The organism is Occallatibacter riparius, from assembly GCF_025264625.1.
Taxonomy (GTDB): domain Bacteria; phylum Acidobacteriota; class Terriglobia; order Terriglobales; family Acidobacteriaceae; genus Telmatobacter; species Telmatobacter riparius.
Map to the genome: position 1 here is coordinate 1,615,632 of NZ_CP093313.1, position 24,003 is coordinate 1,639,634.

General features: G+C 59.7%; 20 protein-coding genes. 18 read left to right on the forward strand and 2 right to left on the reverse strand.

The genetic code is table 11. The annotated features are described in order from the left end of the window. The first annotated feature begins 113 nt into the window (after positions 1–113). The 5 genes from MOP44_RS06390 to MOP44_RS06410 all read left to right on the forward strand — a co-directional run bounded on the left by MOP44_RS06390 (position 114) and on the right by MOP44_RS06410 (position 8,697). Positions 114–1,226 carry a glycosyltransferase family 4 protein gene (locus tag MOP44_RS06390; RefSeq protein ID WP_260795125.1) on the forward strand — a complete coding sequence of 371 codons (1,113 nt, stop codon included), beginning with the start codon at positions 114–116 and terminating at the stop codon, positions 1,224–1,226. Then, on the forward strand, positions 1,213–2,343 hold the full coding sequence (locus MOP44_RS06395; RefSeq protein ID WP_260795126.1) for a glycosyltransferase family 4 protein: 1,131 nt from the start codon (positions 1,213–1,215) through the stop codon (positions 2,341–2,343). Before MOP44_RS06390 ends, MOP44_RS06395 begins: the two co-directional genes overlap by 14 nt. Positions 2,344–2,787: 444 nt before the next feature. After that, positions 2,788–3,621, forward strand: a complete 834-nt coding sequence (locus tag MOP44_RS06400; RefSeq protein WP_260795127.1) for a glycosyltransferase family 4 protein — start codon at positions 2,788–2,790, stop codon at positions 3,619–3,621. Between the two features lie 384 nt (positions 3,622–4,005). After that, positions 4,006–7,332, forward strand: a complete 3,327-nt coding sequence (locus MOP44_RS06405; protein ID WP_260795128.1) for a carboxypeptidase regulatory-like domain-containing protein — start codon at positions 4,006–4,008, stop codon at positions 7,330–7,332. 87 nt (positions 7,333–7,419) lie between these two features. Beyond that, positions 7,420–8,697, forward strand: coding sequence for an MFS transporter (locus MOP44_RS06410; RefSeq protein ID WP_260795129.1), 1,278 nt, complete (start codon positions 7,420–7,422; stop codon positions 8,695–8,697). A 47-nt stretch (positions 8,698–8,744) separates the two neighbouring features. Here MOP44_RS06410 and MOP44_RS06415 read toward each other — a convergent pair whose 3' ends face one another. Together MOP44_RS06415 and MOP44_RS06420 are read right to left on the reverse strand one after the other, a co-directional pair. Next, positions 8,745–9,842: a cobalamin-independent methionine synthase II family protein gene (locus MOP44_RS06415; protein ID WP_260795130.1), complete on the reverse strand. Its 1,098-nt coding sequence runs from the start codon at positions 9,840–9,842 to the stop codon at positions 8,745–8,747. A 47-nt stretch (positions 9,843–9,889) separates the two neighbouring features. Continuing rightward, the gene (locus tag MOP44_RS06420; RefSeq protein WP_260795131.1) at positions 9,890–10,726 is read right to left on the reverse strand and encodes an IclR family transcriptional regulator domain-containing protein; all 837 of its coding nucleotides are present in this window, start codon (positions 10,724–10,726) and stop codon (positions 9,890–9,892) included. A 71-nt stretch (positions 10,727–10,797) separates the two neighbouring features. Here MOP44_RS06420 and MOP44_RS06425 point away from each other — a divergent pair, with 71 nt between their 5' ends. The 13 genes from MOP44_RS06425 to MOP44_RS06485 all read left to right on the forward strand — a co-directional run bounded on the left by MOP44_RS06425 (position 10,798) and on the right by MOP44_RS06485 (position 24,001). Further along, positions 10,798–11,664 (forward strand): CoA transferase subunit A, encoded by an 867-nt coding sequence (locus tag MOP44_RS06425; RefSeq protein WP_260795132.1) that lies wholly within the window; start codon positions 10,798–10,800, stop codon positions 11,662–11,664. Beyond that, entirely contained in the window at positions 11,661–12,446 is a 786-nt protein-coding gene (locus tag MOP44_RS06430) for a CoA-transferase subunit beta (RefSeq protein ID WP_260795133.1), read from the forward strand. The genes MOP44_RS06425 and MOP44_RS06430 overlap by 4 nt, the downstream gene beginning before the upstream one ends. After that, positions 12,443–13,642 (forward strand): 3-oxoadipyl-CoA thiolase, encoded by a 1,200-nt coding sequence (pcaF, locus tag MOP44_RS06435; protein ID WP_260795134.1) that lies wholly within the window; start codon positions 12,443–12,445, stop codon positions 13,640–13,642. The genes MOP44_RS06430 and pcaF overlap by 4 nt, the downstream gene beginning before the upstream one ends. Before the next feature lie 9 nt (positions 13,643–13,651). Next, entirely contained in the window at positions 13,652–14,365 is a 714-nt protein-coding gene (gene pcaH / locus MOP44_RS06440) for a protocatechuate 3,4-dioxygenase subunit beta (protein WP_260795135.1), read from the forward strand. Beyond that, the gene (gene pcaG, locus MOP44_RS06445; RefSeq protein WP_260795136.1) at positions 14,362–14,898 is read left to right on the forward strand and encodes a protocatechuate 3,4-dioxygenase subunit alpha; all 537 of its coding nucleotides are present in this window, start codon (positions 14,362–14,364) and stop codon (positions 14,896–14,898) included. The genes pcaH and pcaG overlap by 4 nt, the downstream gene beginning before the upstream one ends. A gap of 11 nt (positions 14,899–14,909) precedes the next feature. Beyond that, positions 14,910–16,259, forward strand: coding sequence for a lyase family protein (locus MOP44_RS06450; protein ID WP_260795137.1), 1,350 nt, complete (start codon positions 14,910–14,912; stop codon positions 16,257–16,259). After that, a complete protein-coding gene (gene pcaD / locus MOP44_RS06455) occupies positions 16,246–17,040 on the forward strand; it encodes a 3-oxoadipate enol-lactonase (protein WP_260795138.1) in 795 nt (264 codons plus the stop codon). Before MOP44_RS06450 ends, pcaD begins: the two co-directional genes overlap by 14 nt. Then, a complete protein-coding gene (gene pcaC, locus MOP44_RS06460) occupies positions 17,033–17,422 on the forward strand; it encodes a 4-carboxymuconolactone decarboxylase (RefSeq protein WP_260795139.1) in 390 nt (129 codons plus the stop codon). Before pcaD ends, pcaC begins: the two co-directional genes overlap by 8 nt. Positions 17,423–17,425: 3 nt before the next feature. Next, entirely contained in the window at positions 17,426–18,610 is a 1,185-nt protein-coding gene (locus MOP44_RS06465) for a 4-hydroxybenzoate 3-monooxygenase (RefSeq protein WP_260795140.1), read from the forward strand. A gap of 30 nt (positions 18,611–18,640) precedes the next feature. Continuing rightward, positions 18,641–19,471, forward strand: a complete 831-nt coding sequence (locus tag MOP44_RS06470; protein WP_260795142.1) for a p-hydroxycinnamoyl CoA hydratase/lyase — start codon at positions 18,641–18,643, stop codon at positions 19,469–19,471. Next, positions 19,468–21,651: an acetate--CoA ligase family protein gene (locus tag MOP44_RS06475; RefSeq protein ID WP_260795143.1), complete on the forward strand. Its 2,184-nt coding sequence runs from the start codon at positions 19,468–19,470 to the stop codon at positions 21,649–21,651. The genes MOP44_RS06470 and MOP44_RS06475 overlap by 4 nt, the downstream gene beginning before the upstream one ends. Further along, on the forward strand, positions 21,648–23,099 hold the full coding sequence (locus tag MOP44_RS06480; RefSeq protein WP_260795144.1) for an aldehyde dehydrogenase: 1,452 nt from the start codon (positions 21,648–21,650) through the stop codon (positions 23,097–23,099). The genes MOP44_RS06475 and MOP44_RS06480 overlap by 4 nt, the downstream gene beginning before the upstream one ends. A 269-nt stretch (positions 23,100–23,368) precedes the next feature. Next, positions 23,369–24,001, forward strand: a complete 633-nt coding sequence (locus MOP44_RS06485; protein WP_260795145.1) for a L,D-transpeptidase — start codon at positions 23,369–23,371, stop codon at positions 23,999–24,001. The last annotated feature ends 2 nt before the right edge of the window (positions 24,002–24,003 follow it).

The following is a 24,003-nucleotide window of genomic DNA, read 5'->3' on the forward strand; positions in this document are numbered from 1 at the left end:
CGTTGCCCGAACCATCCGCCAAATGCAAGAATAAAATACGTTGCGGCCATGGCGGTTTCAGAGCAGGAGCGCGGTTCAATCACTCCATCGGATGCTGTGCCGGCGAGATAAGTATGAGGCGCAGAATTGCCATCGACGCACGATTGACGCTGCACCCAAGGACAGGCTTCGGAACGATCTGCCACAATGTCTTGCGGCACATAGCGTCGGTGGATAAAGCCAACGATTACTTCTTCTATTTCGATAGCGATCCTGGCTCAATCAAATCGCAATACCCCGCCGCTGGATATGCTTTCGGGGGATCAAAGGAGAAGACCCTTTGGTGCAACACCTTCTTGCCTCGCCAAATGCGGGGTGATCGAATCGACGTGTATGTGACGTTCCACGATAAAGAAATTCCTATCATTCCGTTTTCTGCCAAAGTCATCTCGATGGTTCACGATCTGAGCCTGATCAACTATCCAGTCAACGAATTCCGAAACATCTTTCATAAGGCTTATTACCACACGATGATCCGTGTCTCCGTTCGACGTTCCAACCTCATCCTGACGAACTCGGACTACTCGCGCGAAGAGATCATCCGTACCCTTTCGGTACCGGCTCGCAAGCTGCGAAAGATTACTCTGGGCGTAGAACCTGGACCGTTGGCGGACGAGACCCAGATGCGCACCACGCTGGAGAAGTACAACATCCGCCGCCCCTACGTATTCGGAATCGGCTCCTCTGCACCGAATCAGAACAACATCGCCTTGCTTAAGGCGTTCCGCGCGATCGAGAGCAGGTTTCCAGAGTTGAATCTTGTGATCGGGGGCGGCCGCGGCGGTGCGCCGTCGTTCCCGCCGGAACTCCTCGATGAGAAAGTGATTCAGACTGGTTTCATAGAAAACGACGACCTCCCACTGGTCTATCGTGCCGCGGATCTGTTCGTGTTCCCCTCTCTGCATGAGGGCTTCGGTCTCCCGGTCATCGAGGCAATGGCAGAAGGCGTGCCAGTGATTACATCGAATGTGACTGCGCTGCCGGAAATAGCCGCTGATGCGGCCCTCCTCGTCTGGCCGGAATCCGTCCAGGAAATCATCTCTGCCATGACACAGTTGCTGTCTGACCCGGTTTTGGCCGAGGAGATGAAGCAGAAGGGGCTGACTCGCGCTCGACACTTCAACTGGGACACGGCCTGTCGGGAAATCGCTTCAGCGTGCATGGAGTTGTGCGATGCACGAAGGTGACGCGCAACGGGCAGCTTTTCCATTCCGCGTTGCGTACGATGCGCGCCTGAGCCTCGGCAAGTTCCGCGGAATGGGCCGGTTCCTGCGACAGCTCATCGCTGGACGAGAACGGGAATTCCTGGGATTCTGCGCACCCGGTGACAGAGACGATGGCTTGAACCTGGCTTCCCTCGGGCCGCGTCCATATCCCGCCTGGGAACAGATCGCGGTCCCGCGGTTGCTGCGGCAGAACGATATCGACGTCTTCATCGCACCTTACAACACGTCTCCGCTCAGTATTCCGGACAAGACGCAGCTGATTCTCGTCGTGCATGACCTCATCTTTATGGAGGCGCTGCCATGGTCTCGGTCTGCGTATCAAAACCTCGGCAGGATCTATCGCAGGCTGGTAGCTCCGCACGCGGTGAAGCGCGCAGATCTGGTCGTCACCGTCTCGGAGTTTACCGCGCGTCAGCTCGTCGAGAAGTTCGCGGTTCAGCCAAACCGCCTTCGCGTGATTCCCAACACCATCTCGGCGGAGTGGTACGCTACAGACCGCACTGAGCAAATGGAAAGCCGCTACATTCTGGTTGTCGCGGGCGAGGCGCCGAGCAAGAATTTAGGGCGCGCGCTGATTGCGTTCGCAGCGTGCTCCGGGCTCCGAATTGACCAGAGGATTCGTATGAAGATCGCGGGTGTGAGTCAAACTGGACAGGCGGCCTTCCGTGCACAGGCAAGGCAGCTGGGCATCTCCGATAGAGTGGATTTCCTCCCTTATCTCACGGAAGATGGGATGCGCGAAACCTATCGGCAGTCCGAAATCTTACTGATGCCTTCCCTTTGCGAAGGCTTCGGCATCCCCGTACTGGAGGCAATGGCATCTGGGACACCCGTTGTCTGCAGTTCTTCAACCTGCCTTCCGGAGATTGGAGCCGACGCTCCTCGGTACTTCAATCCCTACAGCACTTCTTCAATGGCAGAAGCGATTCAGCAGGTACTTTCCAACGCACAAATAAGAGAGGAGATGTCTCAGCGAGGGCTCAAGCGCGCCCATGCTTTTCATCCGGACATCGTTCACCAGCGCATCCACTCTTTTTGGGAAGAAGTGCGAAATCTCCAGGAGAATCGACGCGCTTAAGGCCAGTTCGACAGAAATTTCCGTGCAGGAACCCTCAGATCGGTTCGACGAATGAAACCAAAGCTCCTTGTCCTTACACCCCGCCTGCCATTTCCGCCAATCGGTGGCGATCGGTTGCGGATCTATCAGTTATGCAAATACCTTTCCTCTGATTTCCATATCTCATTGCTGAGTCTTTGCGAATCCAGGGGAGAGATGTCGCTTGAAATTCCTCCGGACAGCCCCTTCTCCTCTGTGGAAAGAGTCTTCCACCCTTTCTCGAGGAAATTGTCAGGGCTCCTTAAAGCACTCCCATCGAACATCCCACTTCAGGTAGGTTTTTTCAGAAACTCGCAATTCGCCCGACGGGTGAAAGAGCTGGCTTCAAGTCACGACGCGGTTCTCGCGCATTTGGTCCGCACCGCCTCGTATCTTGAGGAGTGCAACCTGCCTCGAGTGCTGGAAATGACAGACGCAATTTCGCTGTCGTACGAGCGCACCGCCGCACACCTGGGATTACTTCGGGGAGCTTTGTACGGCATCGAGGCGCGACGACTCATTCGCTTCGAGCGCGAACTCATCGATCGATGCGATCTGACTGTCTTGGTCTCTGCCGTGGACCGCGATTTCCTCGTCCAGGGCGAGAAATCTAACAAGTCGATGGTCTGTTCAAACGGGGTCGATTCCGACAGGTTCAGATTCGACTACGCACCGGATGGGCAGACCCTCGTGTTCATCGGAAAGAATTTTGCCTTCTACAACGTAGATGCCATCTTGTACTTCGCGGAGGTAGTTCTTCCGCTGGTTCGATCGCAGTTCCCCAAAACCAAATTCAAGGTCATTGGCCAGATAGGCAACGGGCTTCGCCGGCGACTCGAAAAGCAGGATGTAGCAGTGACGGGTGCGGTGGACGATATCGGCTTTACGGCGCATGGAGCCACCATTGGCGTGTGTCCGCTAAGGGTTGGGGCTGGCGTACAGAACAAGATTTTGGAGTACATGTCGCTCGGCATCCCCGTAGTCACTTCGAAAGTTGGTCTTGAGGGTCTAGACGCTATCCCTGACAAGCACCTGCTGGTTGCGGAGCAACCAGCCGAATGGGCCGTTCAGATTTCCAGGCTCCTTAGTTCCCCTGAACTGCGGTCGGATCTGGCACATCATGGCCGCTCCTTCGTGGAAGAGAAGCATGCGTGGGCGGCCCTTGTTGCGCCATTGAGTGATCGCATCTTCAAACTCGTCGAAGCTAAGCGACGGGATCAGGCGGATGCGTCTGCGAATCAGGGCAGTTCATTGCCCTAATCACCTTCGGCAAATCTCACGTGAGGACGCGGAAGGAGCACTGCATCTTCACACCCAGCCATAACATGCATGAATAGGCTTCGCCGCCAAGCTTGAAGGGCTCCATCGAAGGATTGAGCAAGTCCCCCATCTACTGATGCAGGACAGCGCAAATGCACAACGTTTAATGTTCGTTGGAACACCCGCCACTTGATCGCTTTCCCCTGACGTGAGCGGATGCCTGTTTCTGCTATTCCGCGCCGGGCCCCCAAGACCGCGGAGCCCTGATGAACTGTGGCACTTCCTCTGGCGCACTCGTCGCAGCGATCCAGAAAACGAAGATGCCAAGCCATTACCCAGCCTCACTCTGTTTGGAGAGCCAAGTCTTCTGGGAGAGTCAAAAAGATGAAGTTCCTTCGCAATTTGCTTGCCCTTCTGGTGCTCACTTCCCTCAGTCTGTCTGCACAGCAGATCACTGGAATCATCCGCGGAACCGTTACCGACCCGAGCGGCGCTGTCGTTCAGGGCGCCTCGGTTACTGCTCGTCAGACGGAGACGGGCCTGTCGCGCACTACCACCACCGATCGCAATGGCAATTACGTCCTTCTGGAACTGCCGGTCGGGCACTACAGCCTGAAGGTCGCATCGGCAGGTTTTCAGGAATACGTGCAGGATGGCGTCACGCTCAACGTGAACGAGACGGCGTCGGTCTCGCCGCGTCTCGTGGTTGGATCAGAAAAGCAGCAGGTGCTGGTTAGCTCCGATGCTCCCTTGATTGAGCCAACCGTCACCAGTCTGGGCAAGGTAGTGGAACAGCAGGAGCTCGAAGATCTACCTCTGAACGGACGCAACTTCTCGCAACTCGGATTGCTGCAGCCCGGTGTCGTTCCTTTGACGCCTGGAGTGGCCGAAGCGGGCGGCTCGTTGCGCAATGGACAGGCCTACGCAGTCAATGGACAGCGTCCTGAATCAAACAACTTCCTCATCGACGGCGCGAACAACTTCAACGGTGTGGACGGAGGGTTCGTCCTTAAGCCGCCTGTGGACGCCATCAGCGAGTTCCGCATCATCACGCATGGTGCTAATGCCGAATTTGGAGGCGCGCTGGGATCGACGACGAACATCATCACCCGGTCGGGCACGAATCGTGTCCACGGAACAGTATGGGAGTTCCTGCGCAACGACGCAGTCGACGCCAACAACTATTTCGCGCAACAGAAAGAGCCGCTGAAGCAAAACCAGTTTGGCGCCGCCATCGGTGCCCCCATCAAAAAGGATAGGACCTTCGTCTTCGGCTTCTACGAGGGCTTCCGCAATCGGCAGGGCGAGTCAGAGCTGACCACGGTGCCGTCGGTTGCTCAACGCGGTGGCGACTTCTCCGAACTCTGCCCGGGTGGTAAAGACAGCGGCTTTACCCCCGAGGGCTTCTGCAAAGACCCGTCTGGCCAGCTTTTCAATGTATTCGCCCGCAAACCATACCCTTACAACCAGGTGCCGCCGGAGCAATTCAACTCCGTTTCGAAGAACCTGCTGAACTTCTTCCCGCTTCCGAACGCCGGCACAAACCTGCTCTCCACAACGCAAACCCTGAAAAACGACAGCGATCAGTTCGGCATCAAAGTTGACCACTATCTCGGTCAGCGCGACAACCTGAGCTTCCGTTACATGTTCTACCAGCTCTCTCAAATCGACCCCCTCTCGCCCGGCGGCGCAAGCGTGCCAGGCTTCCCCGTAGGCGAAGACCAGCGCGCGCAGAACTTCGTCGCACAGGAAACACACACCTTCTCGCCGGCCCTCATCGGAGTGTTTCGATTCTCGTTCCTCCGCAACAAGTTCCTATTCGGGGAGCGCGAAGACCATCAGCCGCCCTCGGATTTTGGCTTCCAATACGAACCGAGTCTTGACGTCGCAGCTGGACCGCCGTTCATCCAGGTGAACGGTTATGCCACGGTCGGCGATCCCATCACCGGCCCACGCAACACCTACGAAAATGTCTTCGATTACTCCGGATCGCTGACCTGGGTGCACGGCAAGCACGAGCTCAAGTTCGGCGGCGGATACCAGCATCAGCAGATCAACGTGCTGCAGGGCATCGCCACCAACGGTTTCTTCGTATTCGTGCCATTCCCCGTCACCGATGCATTCGCCAGCTTCCTTACTGGACAGCCGGTCGTCTTCCTGCAGGGCATTGGCGATTTCGCGCGCGGCATTCGCGGCAACAATGGCAATGCCTACGTGCAGGACACGTATAAGATCTCAAGACGGTTCACAATCAACGCGGGCGTGCGTTACGAGCTCCCCGCGCCGTATACCGAAATTCACAACAGGCTTTCGCTGTTCGAGCCAGGCAAGCAGTCCAAAATCCTGCCCGATGCCCCAGCGGGATTGTTGTATCCCGGCGACTCAGGCGTACCCGCAGGCCTGATACAAACAGAAAAGACGGCGTTTGCTCCGCGCGTTGGCATCGCGTGGGATCCCGCCGGCGACGGCAAGCTGCTGGTAACCTCGTCGTATGCGATGTTCTATGAACCGTACTACACCGGACAGGGCGGACCTCTGCAGTCGCCGATCAGCGCTCCTCCTTATCTCGGAACACCGCAGGTGAGCCTGCCGAATTTTGCGGATCCGTTCAATGGCCATCCTCCGGCTCCGGGGACTTTCTCCACCCCACTGACGAATCTGACTCTGGCGCCGAACCTGAAGCTTCCTTACACCCAGGATTGGGACCTGAACGTGGAGCGCTCGTTCGCGTCCGATTGGCTGGTCGAGCTTGGCTACGTCGGAACCAAGGGCACGCGTCTGCCGCGCTTTATCGAAGCCAACCCAGCAGTATTTGTGCCCGGATACGTGAACGGCCAGCCGATCTCGAATTCCAGCAACGCCGATCAGCGGCGGCTCTATTCCGGTTGCACGCTCGAAGACTCACCAAGTAGCTGCCAATTCTCATCCACGGGCGAGATCGCCGGAATCGCCGGCTCGTCCTACCACGCTCTGGAAGCGTCGCTGCGCAAGCGGTTCAGCCACGGTCTCTCCTTCCTCGCGTCGTACACGTGGTCGAAAGCGATCGACGATGTGTCGTCGTTCAACATCACCGGATCGGCCGCCAAGCCAGTCGCCGGTGAAAACGATCTGGCCCAGAATCCTTTCGATCTCGCCGCAGAGCGCGGGCTCTCGCTCTTCGACGCGCGCAACCGCTTCGTTGGCAGTTACGAATGGGCTCTCCCGTTCTGGAACCATCCGCAGAACTGGTATCAGTGGGCGCTCGGCGGATGGCAGTTGAATGGCATCGCCACGTTGATGAGCGGTACGCCCTTCACAGTTTTCGATTCGAACGACGTTTCGGCGCAGGGTAGCGCGCCGGAGATTACCGGCTTCTCGGCGCAGCGCCCCAACATCGTCGGAAATCCCAACAGCGGACCGCGCAAGGTTGGCTCGTGGCTCAATGCCGGCGCTTTCCAGCGGCTCGACACCGTAACCAACGCCGGTCAATTTGGCACGGAAGGCCGCAACGTGAACGTCGGCCCCGGCTACGCTGACTGGGACTTCGGCACTCTCAAGAACTTCAGAGTGACAGAATCCACACATGTGCAGTTCCGTGCGGAGTTGTTCAACATCCTCAACCGCACCAATTTCCGGTTGCCCGACTCCGACATCAGTTCGCCCACCTTCAACCATATCCTTGCGGCGCAGTCCCCGCGCCAGGTGCAGTTCGCATTGAAATTCATGTACTAACACAGCGGAAGTACACTCTGCGACATTCTTTGGCCGCGCCTACGGGCGCGGCCAAACTTCCTCAGACGATGCCTGACCAGGTAAATAATGACAACGAATCCCAGCCGCATAGACGAAGAGAAATCAAGTCACTATCCAGGGTGGGGTGTACTCGCCGCCGCTGCCACCGGGGTCATGGTTAGCTTTTCGCCCATCGTTCCCTATACCTTCAGCCTCTTCCTGGATCCTCTGCATGCGGCTTTCGGCTGGAAGCGCGAAGCAATGGGTGCCGCGTTCGCTCTCGCGGCCATTACTGTTGCGCTTGTCTCACCGCTCATCGGCGTTCTGCTCGATCGCTTTCCTCCCCGCCGCACCATCTTGCCTGCAATTCTGATCTTCGCGGTTGCGCTTGCTTCACTCTGTTGGTTGACACCGCATATTGTTCAGTACTATTTCACGTATTTCATCCTCGGACTCGTCGCCAACGCCACCGCGCAATTTGCGTACACACGCACCGTTCTTACTTGGTTCACAACTCACAGGGGAATGGCGATCGCACTGTTGCTCACCGGAAGCGGCATAGGATCCATTCTGATTCCGCCCCTAACGGAGTGGATGATCGAACATCACGGATGGCGCAGCGGGTACCTGCTGTTGGGGGGCATCGCGCTTCTCGGATTCCCTCTCACCGCAATGCTGGTGCGCAATCGTCCTGAGGCCGCCGTCGTTCGCGCTGAGCACCACGCAGATATAGGCATGACCGTCCCAGCTGCATTGAGGATGGCTGCATTCTGGATCATCGCCGTCATCACCATCCTCTCCGCATTCAGCGAGAACGCCCTCGTGACCAATCTCGCTTCCATCCTTACTCAACATGGCGTGCTTGCTGCCACGGCGGCTCTCGCTCTATCGATCCGCGGAGGAGCAGGAATCCTCGGCCGGCTCGGTGTTGGATTTGCCCTCGATCGCGTCTCGCCGGAACGTATTCAGAGCTTCGTTCTAGCACTCTCCGCCGCGGGCACGCTCATTCTCGCTTTCGCCGGCAGTTCATGGACAGTTCTTCTGGGCGCAACCGTCCTTGGCGTGGGGCTCGGCAGCGAAGCCGACGTGACACCCTATCTGCTCGCCCGCTACTTCGGCCGTCGTCATTTCTCAGCGCTCTACGGGCTGTCTTGGACCGCCTATGCCATTGGCGGCGCAACCGGCCCTCTCTGGATCGGGCATTTGTACGATGGCGCGGGAGCCTATCTGCCTCGATTCATCGTCTATCTCGCGGCAGTGGCATTTGCAGCAGTGATACTCAGCCTCTTCCTGCAATCCAACCCGAAGAGAGTCGCGTCCGAGCGAGAATTACCTTCAGACGCAGGCGTCTCGTTCGAAGCGTAAGCACGTCCAGCAGACGGCAACGTCTATCAGTGGCTCACGAAAATGTCTTAACCCCAGACTTCGCGCGCCACATCGGCCACTAGCTGCAACTTCGCCCACTGCTGATCCTCCGTCAGCAGGTTGCCTTCCATCGTCGACGCAAATCCGCATTGAGGACTGACAGCCAGTTGCTCCAGAGGAAGGTGCTTCGCAGCTTCGTCGATCCGCCGAAGAAGATCTCCCTTCCGCTCCAGCTCCGGCCGCTTCGAGCTCACAAGTCCAAGCACGACCGTCTTTCCCTGCGGCATCAGGCGCAATGGCTCGAAGTTACCGGATCGCTCATCGTCATATTCCAGCAGGAAGCGATCGACCGCAAGTTCATGAAAGAAGCGCTCGGCGATCGCATCATAGCCGCCTTCGGCATACCAGTGGCTGCGGTTGTTGCCGCGGCACAGGTGGATAGCCAACGTCACGTCCGGATGCCGCGCAGCCGCAAAGCATGCGTTGTCCGCCTTCAAGGACGCGGCAAGCATCTCCGCCGGATCGACACGCAGCTCCTTCTCCATCCATGCCGTCCACTTGGGATCGAGATAATAGCTGTAACGAGGCGCGTCGATCTGCAGATACGAGATGCCGCTCGTGGCGAGCCCTCGAATATCCTCCGCCATGATCGCTGTTACGGCCTCCAGCATCGCATAAGGATCGCGGTACACCTTGTCAGTGATACCGTACTTGAACGAGATAGCAGGAAACTGCGTCGCACTGGGCAGCGTGATTTTGATTGGGCCCGGCGCATGCTCGCGCATGAACGGAACTTCGCGGCCCGTCAACGGCTGTCGCTGCTTCAGAGCAGATGTCACGATCCCATTGATGCTGCTGACCGCCGCTCCGGCGCCCTCCTTCTTCTCCTCGTTCCACTTGCGCTGCACCGCGTCGCCAAAGTCAAAACCCTCCACCGCATCGGTGAAGTCGCTCATGAAGTTCGTGCGTCGGAACTCACCGTCAGTGAATGCGTCGAGCCCAATTTCCTTTTGCCGGTTGAGTACGCGCAGGATATGCCGATCCTCGATTTCACGGACATTCCCGGCTCCAGCTTTCCGCGTTTCCAGCAATTCAGTTGGCCGAAGAAAGCTCCCCACGTGATCGGCACGATAAACAGAACTCATTTGTGACTCCTTCTCCTCAGCGGTGAATCCGCTCCACTCGTGAATCCTCAGATCAAAACCTTGCGAAGCGCCCGCGCGCCGGCCTGGAGCGCCGGTAGGCAGCGCCGGATGAGAGCGGTTCGATCGACACGCGACACGTGAGTCCCCACATTGATCGCCGCCACAACTTGGTTGGTGCGGGTGTAAACCGGGACAGCTATGGATCGTAGCCCAGCCTCCAGCTCTTCGTCTACGATCGCGTAGCCGTCGTTACGGACCTGTAGAATCGCTTTCCTGATTTGCGGAACCCGCGTAATGGTCTTCGGCGTGTAAGACCGCGGGTCTAGCCTGCGCAGGTAGCCATCCAACTTGTCATCGGGCAGCGCAGCAAGCAGAACGCGCCCCATCGATGTGCAATACGCCGGCAGACGGCTCCCCACTGAAAGGCCAGCGGCCAAAATGCGGCTCGCAGCCGACCGGGCGACATACACAATTTCATCGCCCTCCAGCATGCTCATTGAAGACGACTCGTGCAGCTGCTCGGTGATGTGCTCCAGAACAGGGCGCGCAGCCTCGACTGCCGACGACGATGACAAAAACGAGAATCCCAGTCGCAGAATCTGCGTTCTGAGCCGGTATACCTGCCGCGACCGCTCCACGTAACCCAGCAACTCCAATGTCAGCAGAATCCTTCGGATGGCAGCCCGAGAGAGTCCTGCGCTGTGGCCGATCTCAACGATGCTGCGGCCCTCTGGATGGGCCTCGAAGCTTTCGATCACGCGCAGTCCGCGCGCCAGCGACAGCATGAAATCAGGATTTCCAGCCTGCCCGGATAAATCTTCCGGCACATCCGCCGAGGGCACCCCCTTTTTGCTCACCGCACGAGACTTGAGCAAAACGGGCATGGGCGATTATCGCACAGCTTGTACAAAACTGCTCGATCGCGTAATAATGCCGTTCATTCGATGGAGGTCGGATGGCAGAGTGGGTCAGCCTGGCGGAAGCCATTGCTGCCGGTGTCCGCGACGGCGACACCGTAGCCATGGAAGGGTTCACACACCTCATCCCCTTCGCTGCGGGCCACGAGATCATCCGTCAGAAACGCCGTGACCTCTCGCTGATTCGTATGACGCCCGACCTCATCTACGACCAGTTGATCGGTGCCGGCTGCGCCAAGAAACTAACCTTCTCCTGGGGCGGAAATCCGGGTGTGGGTTCGCTCCACCGCTTTCGCGACGCAGTGGAGAACGACTGGCCTGCTCCACTGGAAATCGAAGAGCGTAGTCACAGCGATCTCGCCAACGCATACGTGACCGGAGCGGCCAACCTGCCCTTCGCAGTATTGCGCGGCTACACTGGCTCTGACTTTGCGCGCGTCAACGATCGCATCCGGAGCATCACCTGTCCCTTCACAGGCGAAGTGCTCGCTGCCACCCCGTCTGTACGTCCCGACGTCGCCATCATTCACGCCCAGAAAGCAGACTGGAAAGGCAACGTCCTTCTTTGGGGCATCATTGGAGTGCAAAAGGAAGCGGTACTTGCTGCGAAAACAGCCATCATCACGGTGGAAGAACGTGTCCGCTCACTCGACGCGGCGCCGAACGCCTGCGTCCTGCCCAGTTGGGTCGTCACCGCCGTCTGCGAGGTGCCCAGAGGTGCCTCCCCCTCCTACGCGCACGGCTACTACGAGCGAGACAATCTCTTCTATCGCACATGGGACCAGATCTCGCGCGAACGTGATCGTTTTATGTGCTGGCTCAACCAGCACGTTCTCGAAACACGCGACTTCTCTGAATACCTCAAGCTGCAAGGCGATCCTCATGTGCAGGCGGTGTATCAATGAGCTCCAGCTTCACGGCCGACGAGATCATGACGATCGCAGCCTCGCGCATGCTGCGCAATGGCGCGGTGTGCTTCGTCGGCATCGGCCTGCCCTCGACAGCTGCGAATCTTGCGCGACTCACCCATGCGCCCGATGCCGTTCTCGTCTACGAGTCGGGCCCCATCGGCGCTAAGCCGCCTGTTCTGCCGCTTTCCATTGGCGATGGAAATCTCGCAGAGACCGCGGACACCGTCGTATCGACTCCGGAAATCTTTCGCTATTGGCTGCAGGGCGGCCGCATTGATGTCGGATTTCTCGGAGCCGCGCAACTCGATCGATTCGCGAATATCAACACCACCGTCGTCGGCACCTATGACAAACCAAAGGTGAGGCTGCCGGGAGCAGGCGGGGCTCCCGAAATAAGCTCTTCTGCCAAAGAAGTTGTGATCATCGTGAAGCAATCAAAGCGCACCTTCGTGGAGAAGCTCGATTTCGTCACGTCCGTCGGCTTCCTTCATGGAGGAGACTCGCGCGAATGCGCCGGCCTCACCGGCAAAGGCCCCGTCGCGATCATCACTGACCTGTGCATTCTTCACCCCGATCCCGTCACGCGCGAGATGAAAGTCGCCAGCATTCATCCACGTGTGAGCCGCGATACGATTTCCACCAATACTGGCTGGAGCATCCAATTTGCTGACAGCTGCACCGAAACCGAACCTCCAAGCCCCCAAGAACTGCAGGTCCTTCGCGATCTAAAAGCCCGCACAGCGGCCGCGCACGGCGCGCAAGGAGAAGCGGCGTGAGGCCGGTCTTCATCTGCGACGCGATGCGCACACCCATCGGCCGCTACGGAGGCGCGTTAGCATCCGTGCGTGCCGACGATCTCGCCGCCATTCCCCTCCGCTATCTCATGCGACGCAACCCGCAAGCCGACTGGGCCGCGGTCGATGACGTGATGCTCGGCTGCGCCAATCAGGCCGGTGAAGACAATCGCAACGTAGCGCGGATGGCGCTGCTGCTTGCAGGTCTGCCTGAAGCGGTCCCCGGCGTCACCATCAATCGTCTTTGCGGGTCCGGAATGGATGCCGTAGGAACAGCCGCACGCGCCATCGCCTGCGGTGAAGCCGACTTCATCATCGCCGGTGGAGTGGAGTCCATGTCTCGCGCCCCGTTTGTGATGGGCAAGGCCGAGTCCGCATACCAACGCTCGGCGGAAATCCATGACACGACATTGGGCTGGCGCTTCATCAATCCGCGCTTTCGCGACCTCTACGGGACTGACTCGATGCCCGAGACCGGCGAGAACGTCGCACGCGATTGCGCTGTCGAGCGGTCCGCACAGGATGCCTTCGCCTGGCGAAGCCAGATGCGCGCAGCCCGCGCCCAGCACGACGGATTCTTCGCTGAGGAGATCGTTCCGGTACAAATTGCAGGCAAGAAAGAAGTCACAACTGTCGCGCAAGACGAGCATCCTCGACCCGACACCACACCCGGGAAGCTCGCCGCTCTCAAGCCCCTCTTCGCCGACGGCACCGTGACCGCCGGCAACGCTTCGGGCATCAATGACGGAGCAGCCGCAATGGTCGTCGCGTCGGAAGATGCGATCTCGCGTCACGGATTGCGTCCGCGCGCTCGCGTGCTGGGCATGGCCACAGCCGGCGTGCCGCCTCGTGTCATGGGGATCGGCCCAGTGCCCGCGACGCGAAAGCTCCTGTCACTACTCAAAAAGCGTATCGCGGACTTCGACTGGATCCAACTCAACGAAGCATTCGCCAGCCAAGCGCTCGCCTGCCTCCGGCAACTGGGTTTGCCGGAAGATGCCGGCCACGTGAACGCCACGGGCGGAGCCATCGCGCTTGGTCATCCTCTCGGAATGAGCGGCGCGCGGCTGGTAATGACCGCGGCTCATCAAATAGAGAAATTCGGCGGGAAGCTTGCCCTCGCGACAATGTGCATCGGCGTCGGCCAGGGCATCGCACTCGCAGTCGAGCGGGTCTAGGAGATTCGTGTGATCGAAACGCCGAACGTAGAACTCGCTGCGCCGGGAACACAGCCCGACTACTACTACCCGCCCTACGTCTCATCGATGTCACGAGCCCCACTCATGCCGCTCGTGTCTCTGCCATCCACGACCACAGAGAACACCGGCCCTGTATTCGGCCACGAGTTGATTCGCAGAGGTGACAACGATCTCACCGCACAGCATGCAGGTGAACCCATCGGCGAGCGCATCTTCGTGCATGGCCGCATACGCGATGAAGACGGTCGTCCAGTTCGCAACGCTTTAGCCGAGATCTGGCAGGCCAACGCGGCCGGCCGCTATCGTCACAAAGTCGACACGTGGGACGCGCCGATCGACCCCAACTTCTCCGGCGCGGGCAAAACCCTCACAGACGAGCAAGGCCGCTACTCTTTCAAAACAATCAAGCCCGGGCCGTACCCCTGGAGGAATCACCACAATGCCTGGCGCCCATCGCACATCCATTTCTCCCTGTTCGGCGCCGGAATCCTGTCGCGGCTGGTAACCCAGATGTATTTCCCCGGCGACCCGCTGCAGCCTCTCGACCCCATCTTCAACAGCATCCCTGATGAAGCAGCGCGCATGCGTCTCGTCTCTTCGCTCGATATGCAGCGAGCCGAGCCAAACTACGCGCTCGCATACCAGTTCGACATTGTGCTGCGCGGCCGCAGCGAAACACCTTTCGAGGAGCGTCCCCGATGAGCGCGGAACCACAGTTGATTCCCGCCAGCTCGCAGACAGTTGGTCCGTACTTCCGGATCGGCCTCGAATACATGACCGATCCAACTGAAGCGGCCGAGAAGGACACAATCACGATCCGCGGCCGGGTGCTGGATCGCGATCGCGCCCCAGTGGCCGACGCCATGCTCGAATTCTGGAATCCCTCGGCCACGTTTGCCGAACCGACTGCGATCCCAACGGGCTTTGCAAGAGCCGCAACCGATGACGACGGCAACTTCTGCGTGCGCATGGCGAAGCCTGCTCAGATCACAGCGAATGATGGATTGATGCAGGCGCCGCACATGCTCGTGCTCGTCTTTGCGCGAGGCCTTTTGCGGCACCTCATCTCCCGTGTCTATTTCGACGGCGAATCAAGCAACAGCACTGACGCCGTTTTGAGCACGATCCCTGCCGATCGACGCCACACCCTCGTTGCCCACCGCGATGGCCAGAATTCCTTTTGCTGGAACGTCGTCCTTCAAGGTAAAGATGAAACAGTATTCTTCGCCTGGTGAGAGTCACTGAGATGACTGACAGCCTGAACTCGTTCCTCTTCACCACGCCTGCGATGGCACACGCCTTTTCGCCCGAAGCGCAATTGCGAGCCATGGCAAGGTTCGAGTGGGCGCTCACATGCGCGCTTGAGAAGGCCGGGCTTGCCGAGACAGGATCCTCGTCCATTCTGGAATCGCTCCTCGACATCGAATTCGTCAATTTCGAATCTCTGCAGCGCGAAGCCAGAGATGTCGGAAATATTGCGATTCCATTCGTGCGCCAGCTTACCTCTGCTGTGAAGCAGCGCGACGAGGCCGCATCAAGGGCGATACACCTCGGCGCTACCAGCCAGGATCTTCTTGATACCGCACTGATGCTGCAGATTCGTGTCGCGGGGTCACTGCTCAATTCTTCCCTGGACCGGCTCGAGATCGCGCTGACGAAGCAAATCAGAGATCATGCGCACACGATCCTGACCGGCAGAACGTGGCTGCAACCTGGACCACCCACCACATTGGGACTCAAACTAGCTGGAACACTTACCGCGTTGCGTCGCAGTTGCGAGCGCCTGCACGCAGCCCTCCACCAGGCAACTGTGCTACAGCTCGGGGGCGCAGTTGGCACGCTGTCGGTATTGCGCGAAGCTGGCCAGGAGGTCTCGGCGGAACTTGCGCGAATCCTGAACCTCCGTGAACCTGAACTTCCCTGGCACACCCAGCGCGATCGCATCGTCGAAATAGTTCAGGTGCTGGCGCTCCTCACAGGCTCACTCGCAAAGTTCGCACGCGATATCGCCTTACTGATGCAATCTGAAGTCGGCGAGGCTGGGGAAGCCACTGGGAGCGGACTCGGCGGTTCTTCAACCATGCCGCACAAGCACAACCCAGTCGCATGCGCGGCAGTTCTGGCCGCGCATGCAAGAATGCCCGCTCTCGTCTCGACGATGCTCTACGTGATGCCTCAGGAGCACGAGCGCGGAGTGGGCCTGTGGCAGGCAGAATGGGACACAGTCCCCGAAGCATTCCGCCTCACCGCTGCCGCACTTGAGTACTCCGTCCAGATCGCCGAAACAATGCAGGTCAACACCGCGCGTATGCAAGCGAACTTCGACGACCTTCTCGGGATCACGATGTCCGAAGCGGTGAGCGCAGCGCTCGCTCCAAAGATCGGCCGGTCCGCCGCACACGCACTCCTGCGTCGTGCAGCCGATCGCGCACTTCGTGAGAAGCGTCACCTTGGCGATATTCTGAAGGAGACTCCGGACCTGCTTCATCATCTATCGCCAGAGGACATCGACCGCCTGCTCGATCCACGCGCCTACCTCGGCAGTGCTCAGCGCTTCATCGACAACGTCAGTGGAGACCCTGATGCCCGCAGCTAAAAGGGATCAGGTGCAGCTGCACTACAAGCTGAGCGGCAGAGCCAGCGGCGATCTCCTGGTCCTGAGCAATTCGATCGGCTCCAGCACGCGCATGTGGGACAAAGTACTCCCTGCGTTTGAAGAACAATATCGCGTTCTTCGCTATGACACCCGCGGTCACGGCGCAAGCAGCGTCCCTGTCCCTCCTTACACGCTCGATCAGCTCGGGCACGACATCCTCTTTCTGCTCGATCAGGTCGGAGCAGCCCGTGCGCACTTCTGCGGCCTCTCTCTTGGCGGAATGGTTGGCCAGTGGCTCGCGATCAACGCTCCCGAACGACTGGGCCGAATGATCCTCGCCAACACTGCGGCGCGTATCGGCACACAGCAGCTTTGGGAACAAAGAATTGCAACCGTTCGAGAGTCAGGAATGGGCCCTCTTGCTGAGGCCACGCTCACACGATGGTTCACTGCGGAGTACCGTGCCCATCATCCCGATGAGATGGCAATCATGCGACAGATGATCGCGTCCACCGATCCAACTGGATACGCCGCCTGCTGCGGCGTGCTGCGCGACACCGACTTGGGTGATGCGATCGCCGCCTTCAACGAGCCTTGTCTCGTGATCGCTGGCAAGCATGATCCGGCGACTCCTCCGTGTGATGGACAAGCTCTTGCCGCTGCATTAACTCGTGCAGAATACCTCGAACTCGATGCCTCCCACATGTCTGCATGGGAGCAGGCCGATGCCTTTGCTCAAGCAACTCTTTCATTTCTCTCCGGAGGCCCGACCCATGGATGACCGCGAACGCTACGACTCCGGCATGCAGGTGCGAAGAGCTGTGCTCGGTCATGAACACGTCGATCGCGCCGAGCAGAACAAAAGCGGTTTTGACGCAGAATTTCAGGACTTGATCACTCGCTATGCCTGGGGCGAGATATGGACGCGTCCCGGCCTCCCGCGGCATACGCGTAGCCTGTTGACTATCGGATTGATGGTCGCTCTCAACCGCGGCGAAGAGCTCCGCCTCCATCTCAGGGCTGCCCGGAACAACGGTGTAACCGTAGATGAAATCCGCGAGGTACTTCTCCACTGCGCCATCTATTGCGGAGTCCCAGCGGCGAACGCTGCATTCCATGCTGCGCGCGAAATCTTCTCGCTCGATCAGGAGGCGCAGCCGTAACGCATGGCTCGTTCCGAGACACAGGTCGGAATTGTGGGAGCGGGTCCTGCGGGACTCATGCTCTCTCACCTGCTGCATCTCCACGGCATCAGCTCCATCGTCCTCGAAGCGCGATCTCGTGCCTACTGCGAAGAGCGCGTGCGCGCCGGGGTGCTGGAACATACGAGCGTTGAACTGCTCCGAAACGCAGGATTGAGCGAACGCCTGAATCGTGAAGGACTGCAACATCACGGCATCGATATCGGCGTTGACGGCATACGCCACAACATCTCTTTCTTGGAACTCACCGGCAAGTGTGTCACCGTTTACGGTCAGCAGGAAGTCGTCAATGATCTCATAGCCCGCCGCTTTGCCGACAATGGCGACCTGCGCTTCGAATGCGGAGACGTAACTCTGCACGACATCGAAGGGCCGCAGCCGCTCATCCGCACCAATAAGAACGGCAACTTCGACGAGATCCGTTGCGACTACATCGCGGGATGCGACGGCTTCCATGGCATTTCGCGGTTCGCGGTTCCTGCCGGCGCGCTTACCGTCTATGAACGCAACTATCCCTTCGCGTGGCTCGGCATTCTGGCAGAAGCCTCCCCTTCGCGCGACGAGTTGCTGTACATGCATCACGACCGTGGCTTCGCCCTTTACAGCATGCGTTCCACGCGCATCACGCGCCTCTACCTGCAATGCGCCCCCAACGAAAACATCGACAGCTGGAGCGACGATCGCATCTGGAATGAGCTGCGCATCCGCCTCGGCTGCACAGACGGATGGCTGCCCGCCGAAGGTCCGATCCTGCAAAAGAGCGTCACCGGCATGCGCAGCTTCGTGGTTGAACCGCTGCAGTACGGCTGCCTGTTTCTCGCCGGAGATGCAGCCCACATCGTCCCGCCCACCGGCGCCAAAGGTATGAACCTCGCTTTCGCCGATGTTTACTACCTCAGCGAAGCGCTTGACGCACACTATCGCCAAAATAGTGATGAACAGCTCCGGCAATATTCAAGCAAATGTCTGGCTCGCATCTGGAAGGCGCAGCGTTTCTCCTGGTGGATGACCTCGATGCTGCACCGATTTCACGATGAATCCGGATTCGACCACAAGAGGCAGCTCGCCGAGCTGTCTTACGTCACTACATCGCGGGCAGCCGCAACCAGCCTCGCCGAGAATTACGTCGGCCTTCCGCTGTACACATAATCGAATGCACCGCAAATCCGAGAGGAACTAATGTCGCAATACGAAGGAAAGTGGACCACCGTCCGGATCGAAATCGAAGAGAGCATCGCATTCGTCATCTTCAACCGGCCCGAGAAGCGTAACGCGATGAGCCCCACTCTCAACCGCGAAATGCGCGACGTGCTCGAGGCTCTCGAAATCGATGAGCAAGTTAAGGTGCTCGTCCTTACCGGCGCAGGCGAATCGTGGACCGCGGGTATGGACCTCAAAGAATATTTCCGCGAGGTAGACCAATCGCCTGAAATCGTCCAGGAGAAGATCCGTCGCGACGCTTCCACCTGGCAATGGAAGCTTCTGCGTATGTACGCAAAGCCGACGATTGCCATGGTCAACGGCTGGTGCTTCGGAGGCGGCTTTTCGCCGCTGGTCGCGTGCGATCTGGCCATCGCATCAGAGACCGCAGTATTCGGCCTCTCGGAAATCAATTGGGGCATCCCCCCCGGCAATCTCGTGAGCAAGGCGCTCGCCGATACCGTGGGCCACCGCAAGGCACTCGAGTACATCATGACCGGCGAAACCTTCACCGGGTTGCAAGCCGCCGAGATGGGCCTCGTCAACCGTGCCGTGCCGCTAGATAAGCTGCGCGAAGAGACCATCGCCCTCGCGCACAAGCTCGCAGCCAAGAACCCCGTAGTTCTCCGTGCCGCCAAGCACGGCTTCAAACGCTGCCGTGAACTCACCTGGGAGCAAAGCGAGGACTATCTCTACGCCAAGCTCGATCAGGCAACGCTTCGCGATCCCGAGCACGGCCGCGAGAAGGGCCTCAAGCAATTTCTCGATGAGAAGAGCATCAAGCCGGGACTCGAAAGCTATCGCCGATGAAAACCGACCTCATGGATGCGGAGACAAACCCCCTCACTGAACGCCGCAATCTCGATCGCCTGCTGCGGCCGCGGTCCGTCGCGCTCGTAGGCATCTCTGCCACTGCGGGGTCTCTCGGAGAGTGTGTTCTCACCAATCTGGAAAGTTCCGGTTATACCGGCGACATCTGCATCGTGAATCCCAAACGTCCGGTGATTCACGGCCGCCAGAGCATAGCATCCATCGATGAGTTGCCCGATGGTATCGACTGCGCGGTATTGGCCGTGCCCGGGACAGCCGCTCTTCCCTCCGTCCGCGCCTGCGCCGCCAAGCGGTTCGGAAGCGTGATCGTCTTCTCTGCCGGCTTTGGCGAAGCGGGTGACGACGGCCGTGCTGCACAGGAAGAACTCGCGCGCATCGCACGCGACCACAACATGATTATCGAGGGCCCGAACTGCCTTGGGATGGTCAACTATCTCGACGGCATCCCGCTCACCTTCGTAATGACGCCTCCGCAGCCATCGCCTGAAATAGCCGGCGCAGCAATTCTCTCGCAAAGCGGCGCGCTTGCTGCGGTCATCGCTGTCAACATGCGGCATCACCGGATCCCTCTCACATACTCCGTATCCACCGGCAATGAAGCCGCCAATGGAGTCGAAGACTTCCTGGAGCACCTCATCGGCGACGAGCGCACGCGCGTGTTTGCCCTTATAGTCGAGCAGTTCAGGCAGCCACAACGCTTCCTCGCACTCGCACGCCGCGCGCGTCGGTCCGGGCAGCTTATCGCCCTCCTCCATCCAGGACACAGCAAAGAGGCGCGTGCATCCGCAGCCACGCACACCGGCGCCATCGCCGGTGACTACCAGGTGATGCACACGCTCGTCACGCGCGCCGGCGTCATTCACGTCGAGAGCATGGAAGAGCTCGTAGACGTAACTCAGATCTTGGTCCGATGCCGTGAACTCCCCGCTGGCGGCACTGCTGTCTTCACCGAATCCGGCGCATTCAAAGCACTCACGCTCGACCTCTGCAATCGGATCGGCTTACACCTTCCCGCTCTTTCGCCGCGCGCTGAACAGGCGCTACGGCAAGCCCTGCCGCCGTTCATTCCTCCGTCGAACCCTCTGGACCTTACGGCACAAGGCCTCGTCGATCCCGACCTCTACCGTCGCACACTGCCTCCCGTACTGGATGACGATGGCTTCGGCAGTGTGATGCTGGGCATCATCCTCACTGATGCCGGAACCACCCGCCTCAAGCTTCCACCCATCGTCGATGCGCTCACTACGTTGAGGCCGGATAAGCCCGTAATCTTCGCGGCACTCGATGAGGGTGCGCCCTTCGACTTCCCTGAACTAGAACAATTGCGAGCTCTCGGCGTTCCGTGTTTCCCTTCGCCAGAGCGCGCTCTGCGCGCGATTGGCCGAATCTCAGCACGCAGAATCAGCATCGAGCAGAACCACGCTGAGGCCCTCGCGAACGCCCCAATTCACGCTGATCACGCTGGCGTTCTGTCCGAGTTCGAAAGCAAAAGGCTCCTCTCGCAACTCGGCATCCCTGTTCCCGCTGGCGATCTCGCGCGCACAGTTGATGACGCGCTTAGCATCGCCGCTGACACCGGCTATCCCATCGCTCTCAAGGCGCAATCACCCCACCTGCCGCACAAAAGCGACGCAGGCGGAGTGCTGCTCAACATTAATTCCGACGACGCTCTGCGTACAGCCTGGGACAAGCTGCACAACAACGTGCGAAGCGCAAATCCCGGCTTGGAGCTCGACGGCATACTCGTGGAACACATGGGCGACCAAGGCGTGGAACTCATCGTCGGCGCCCGCAATGATCCGCAGTGGGGACCGGTCCTGCTCGTCGGCTTCGGCGGAGTGCTCGCGGAAGCCGTGGACGATGTACGCCTACTCGCCCCCGATCTCTCCGTTGAGGAGATCGAATGCGAATTGCACAGGCTGCGTTGTAGCGCACTGCTTCGAGGCTTCCGCGGCGCGCCCGCGCTCGACGTCTCCGCGCTAGCAAACATCATTGCCACTCTCGGCCGATGGATGCGTTCCGAACCGCGCCTGCTCGAGATCGACATCAATCCAGTCGTTGTATACGCGCAAGGCAAAGGCGCTTCGGCCCTCGATGCGCTGATATCGCTTGCACCCGAGTCCGATTCAAGAATGGGAAAGGAAGGTCAAGCCCAGTGAACGAAGTCGCTCTGCTCATCAATGGAAAATCTACGTCTGCCAAGGACGGCCGCTCGTTCGATCGCATCGATCCCGTCAAGGGCACTCCCGCATCAAGCGCCGCAGCCGCTGGCATTGCCGATGTTCACGCGGCTGCAGAAGCCGCAGCCGCCGCCTTCTCGACCTGGTCCGCAACGGGCCCGGGACAGCGCCGCGAGCTCCTCCTCAAATCGGCCGAAGCACTATTGGCCCATCAGAGTGACTTCATCGATGCCATGATTCGCGAGACCGGCGCCACCGCAGCCTGGGCTGGATTCAACGTTGCGTTTGCCGCATCGATTCTCCGTGAAGCCGCCTCCATCACGACCCAAATCGCAGGCGAAGTCATCCCCAGCGACGTGCCCGGCAACGTGGCCATGGCTATCCGTCAGCCCATCGGTGTGTGCGCCGCCATCGCGCCCTGGAATGCCCCTGTCATCCTCGGAGTTCGGGCGATCGCAACGCCGCTGGCCTGCGGCAACACCGTCGTCTTCAAAGCTTCAGAGGCGTGCCCCGCGGTTCATCGCCTCATTGGAAGCGCGTTGCACGAGGCCGGCATTCCCGATGGCGTGCTCAACATAATCACCAACGCACCTGAAGATGCAGCCGACATCGTCGGTGCCCTCATCGATCACCCCGCCGTCCGCCACATCAACTTCACAGGATCCACGCGCGTCGGTCGCGTCATCGCCGAGCGCGCCGCGCGCCATCTCAAGCCCGTGCTGCTCGAACTCGGCGGCAAGGCCCCGCTCATCGTGCTCGACGATGCAGACCTCGACGCAGCTGTCGACGCCTCGATCTTCGGCGCCTTCATGAACCAGGGACAGATCTGCATGTCCACTGAGCGCATCGTCGTCGATCAGAGGATTGCCGACGATTTCGTTGAACGCCTCGCGCGGAGAGCGGCAAAGCTGCCCCTGCAGGATCCATCTCTCGGTCCCACGGTCCTCGGCTCCATGGTCGACGCCAAATCCGCCGCGCGCGTCGCCACCTTAATAGAAGATGCCGTTCAGAAAGGCGCACGCATCGCCGCCGGGGGCGCCGCCAACGGCACGCTCATGCCCGCCACCGTCATCGACGGCATCACCTCCTCGATGCGCATCTACGCCGAAGAATCGTTCGGCCCCGTGGTCACCATCGTTCGCGTCAGCGGAGAAGACGAGGCCCTTCGCATCGCGAACGACACCGAGTACGGCCTCTCTGCCGCCATCTTCAGCCGCGACATCGCGCGTGCCTGGAATCTCGCCCGCCAGGTCCAGACCGGCATCTGCCACATCAACGGCCCCACCGTGCACGACGAACCGCAGATGCCCTTCGGCGGAGTCAGGGCCTCCGGCTACGGCCGCTTCGGCGGCAAGCGCGGCATCGATGAATTCACCACGCTTCGCTGGATCACGATGCAAACCGCCCCGCGCCATTACCCCTTCTAGCCCTCCGTAGCCGCCGACCGTTCCAGCTCAAACGAGGGTGTCCCAGGTCCCCGTTTCTGGGACCTGGGAAAGCACGAACCCAGACCCCACCCTCCGTCTTCCTTTCCTGTCGAGTCCGCGCGTGTCTGCCCTTCCCCTCTGTGTCAGCACTGACACGCCTCAGCCCGCACCCACCCGTACATAAGTCCTTTCTTTCCAGCCAATCTACGCTGGCACACCCATTGCATTCCCTGATGACGCAGGCAGTTGAGCAACAGCGGAGGGAAGCAATGAAGCTTACGAGGTTGGCAGCGGCAGCAGTTCTGGTGATGGGAATGGCGGCAGCGGCAGCGCAGGACGCAACCAAGCGTGTGATCGTGGTCAGCCTCGAAGATCGCAAGCTGGCTCTGGTAGAAGACGGCAAGGTCACCAAGGTCTACCCCGTCGCGGTCGGCAAGCCCTCCACTCCCAGCCCGGTAGGCACCTTCACCATCGAGCGCCGCGTTGCCAATCCCGTTTACCAGCACGACGGCAAGACGGTTCAGCCCGGCCCGGGCAATCCGGTCGGCACGCGGTGGATGGGGCTCAGCGTTCGCGGCTACGGCATCCATGGAACCAACGCTCCCAAGTCCATCGGCAAGGCCGCCTCTCACGGATGCATCCGCATGGCGAAGGCCAACCTCGAAGAGCTCTTCGCTCTCGTCCAGGTGGGCGACACGGTTGAGCTGATCGGCGAACGCAACGACGAGACCGCGCAGCTCTTCGGTACCGATGAAGGTCCCTCACCTGCCCAGCAGCCCGTCCTGACTGCCCAAGCTCCGGTGGCTGCTCCCGCTATCGCTGCAACCACCGCGCCGGCCAGCGCTGACACCACGGTTCAGATCGCCAAGGCTATGACGGCCACGGCCGGCGGAACCCGGTAACG

Coding starts and splice junctions, on each gene's coding strand:
- MOP44_RS06485 (WP_260795145.1), top strand. CDS start 23,369: ATGAAGCTTACGAGGTTGGCAGCGGCAGCAGTTCTGGTGATGGGAATG.
- MOP44_RS06475 (WP_260795143.1), top strand. CDS start 19,468: ATGAAAACCGACCTCATGGATGCGGAGACAAACCCCCTCACTGAACGC.
- MOP44_RS06400 (WP_260795127.1), top strand. CDS start 2,788: ATGACAGACGCAATTTCGCTGTCGTACGAGCGCACCGCCGCACACCTG.
- MOP44_RS06410 (WP_260795129.1), top strand. CDS start 7,420: ATGACAACGAATCCCAGCCGCATAGACGAAGAGAAATCAAGTCACTAT.
- MOP44_RS06390 (WP_260795125.1), top strand. CDS start 114: ATGAGGCGCAGAATTGCCATCGACGCACGATTGACGCTGCACCCAAGG.
- MOP44_RS06420 (WP_260795131.1), bottom strand. CDS start 10,726: ATGCCCGTTTTGCTCAAGTCTCGTGCGGTGAGCAAAAAGGGGGTGCCC.
- MOP44_RS06415 (WP_260795130.1), bottom strand. CDS start 9,842: ATGAGTTCTGTTTATCGTGCCGATCACGTGGGGAGCTTTCTTCGGCCA.
- MOP44_RS06465 (WP_260795140.1), top strand. CDS start 17,426: ATGGCTCGTTCCGAGACACAGGTCGGAATTGTGGGAGCGGGTCCTGCG.
- pcaG (WP_260795136.1), top strand. CDS start 14,362: ATGAGCGCGGAACCACAGTTGATTCCCGCCAGCTCGCAGACAGTTGGT.
- MOP44_RS06395 (WP_260795126.1), top strand. CDS start 1,213: ATGCACGAAGGTGACGCGCAACGGGCAGCTTTTCCATTCCGCGTTGCG.
- MOP44_RS06450 (WP_260795137.1), top strand. CDS start 14,910: ATGACTGACAGCCTGAACTCGTTCCTCTTCACCACGCCTGCGATGGCA.
- pcaD (WP_260795138.1), top strand. CDS start 16,246: ATGCCCGCAGCTAAAAGGGATCAGGTGCAGCTGCACTACAAGCTGAGC.
- MOP44_RS06430 (WP_260795133.1), top strand. CDS start 11,661: ATGAGCTCCAGCTTCACGGCCGACGAGATCATGACGATCGCAGCCTCG.
- MOP44_RS06470 (WP_260795142.1), top strand. CDS start 18,641: ATGTCGCAATACGAAGGAAAGTGGACCACCGTCCGGATCGAAATCGAA.
- MOP44_RS06405 (WP_260795128.1), top strand. CDS start 4,006: ATGAAGTTCCTTCGCAATTTGCTTGCCCTTCTGGTGCTCACTTCCCTC.
- pcaC (WP_260795139.1), top strand. CDS start 17,033: ATGGATGACCGCGAACGCTACGACTCCGGCATGCAGGTGCGAAGAGCT.
- MOP44_RS06425 (WP_260795132.1), top strand. CDS start 10,798: ATGGCAGAGTGGGTCAGCCTGGCGGAAGCCATTGCTGCCGGTGTCCGC.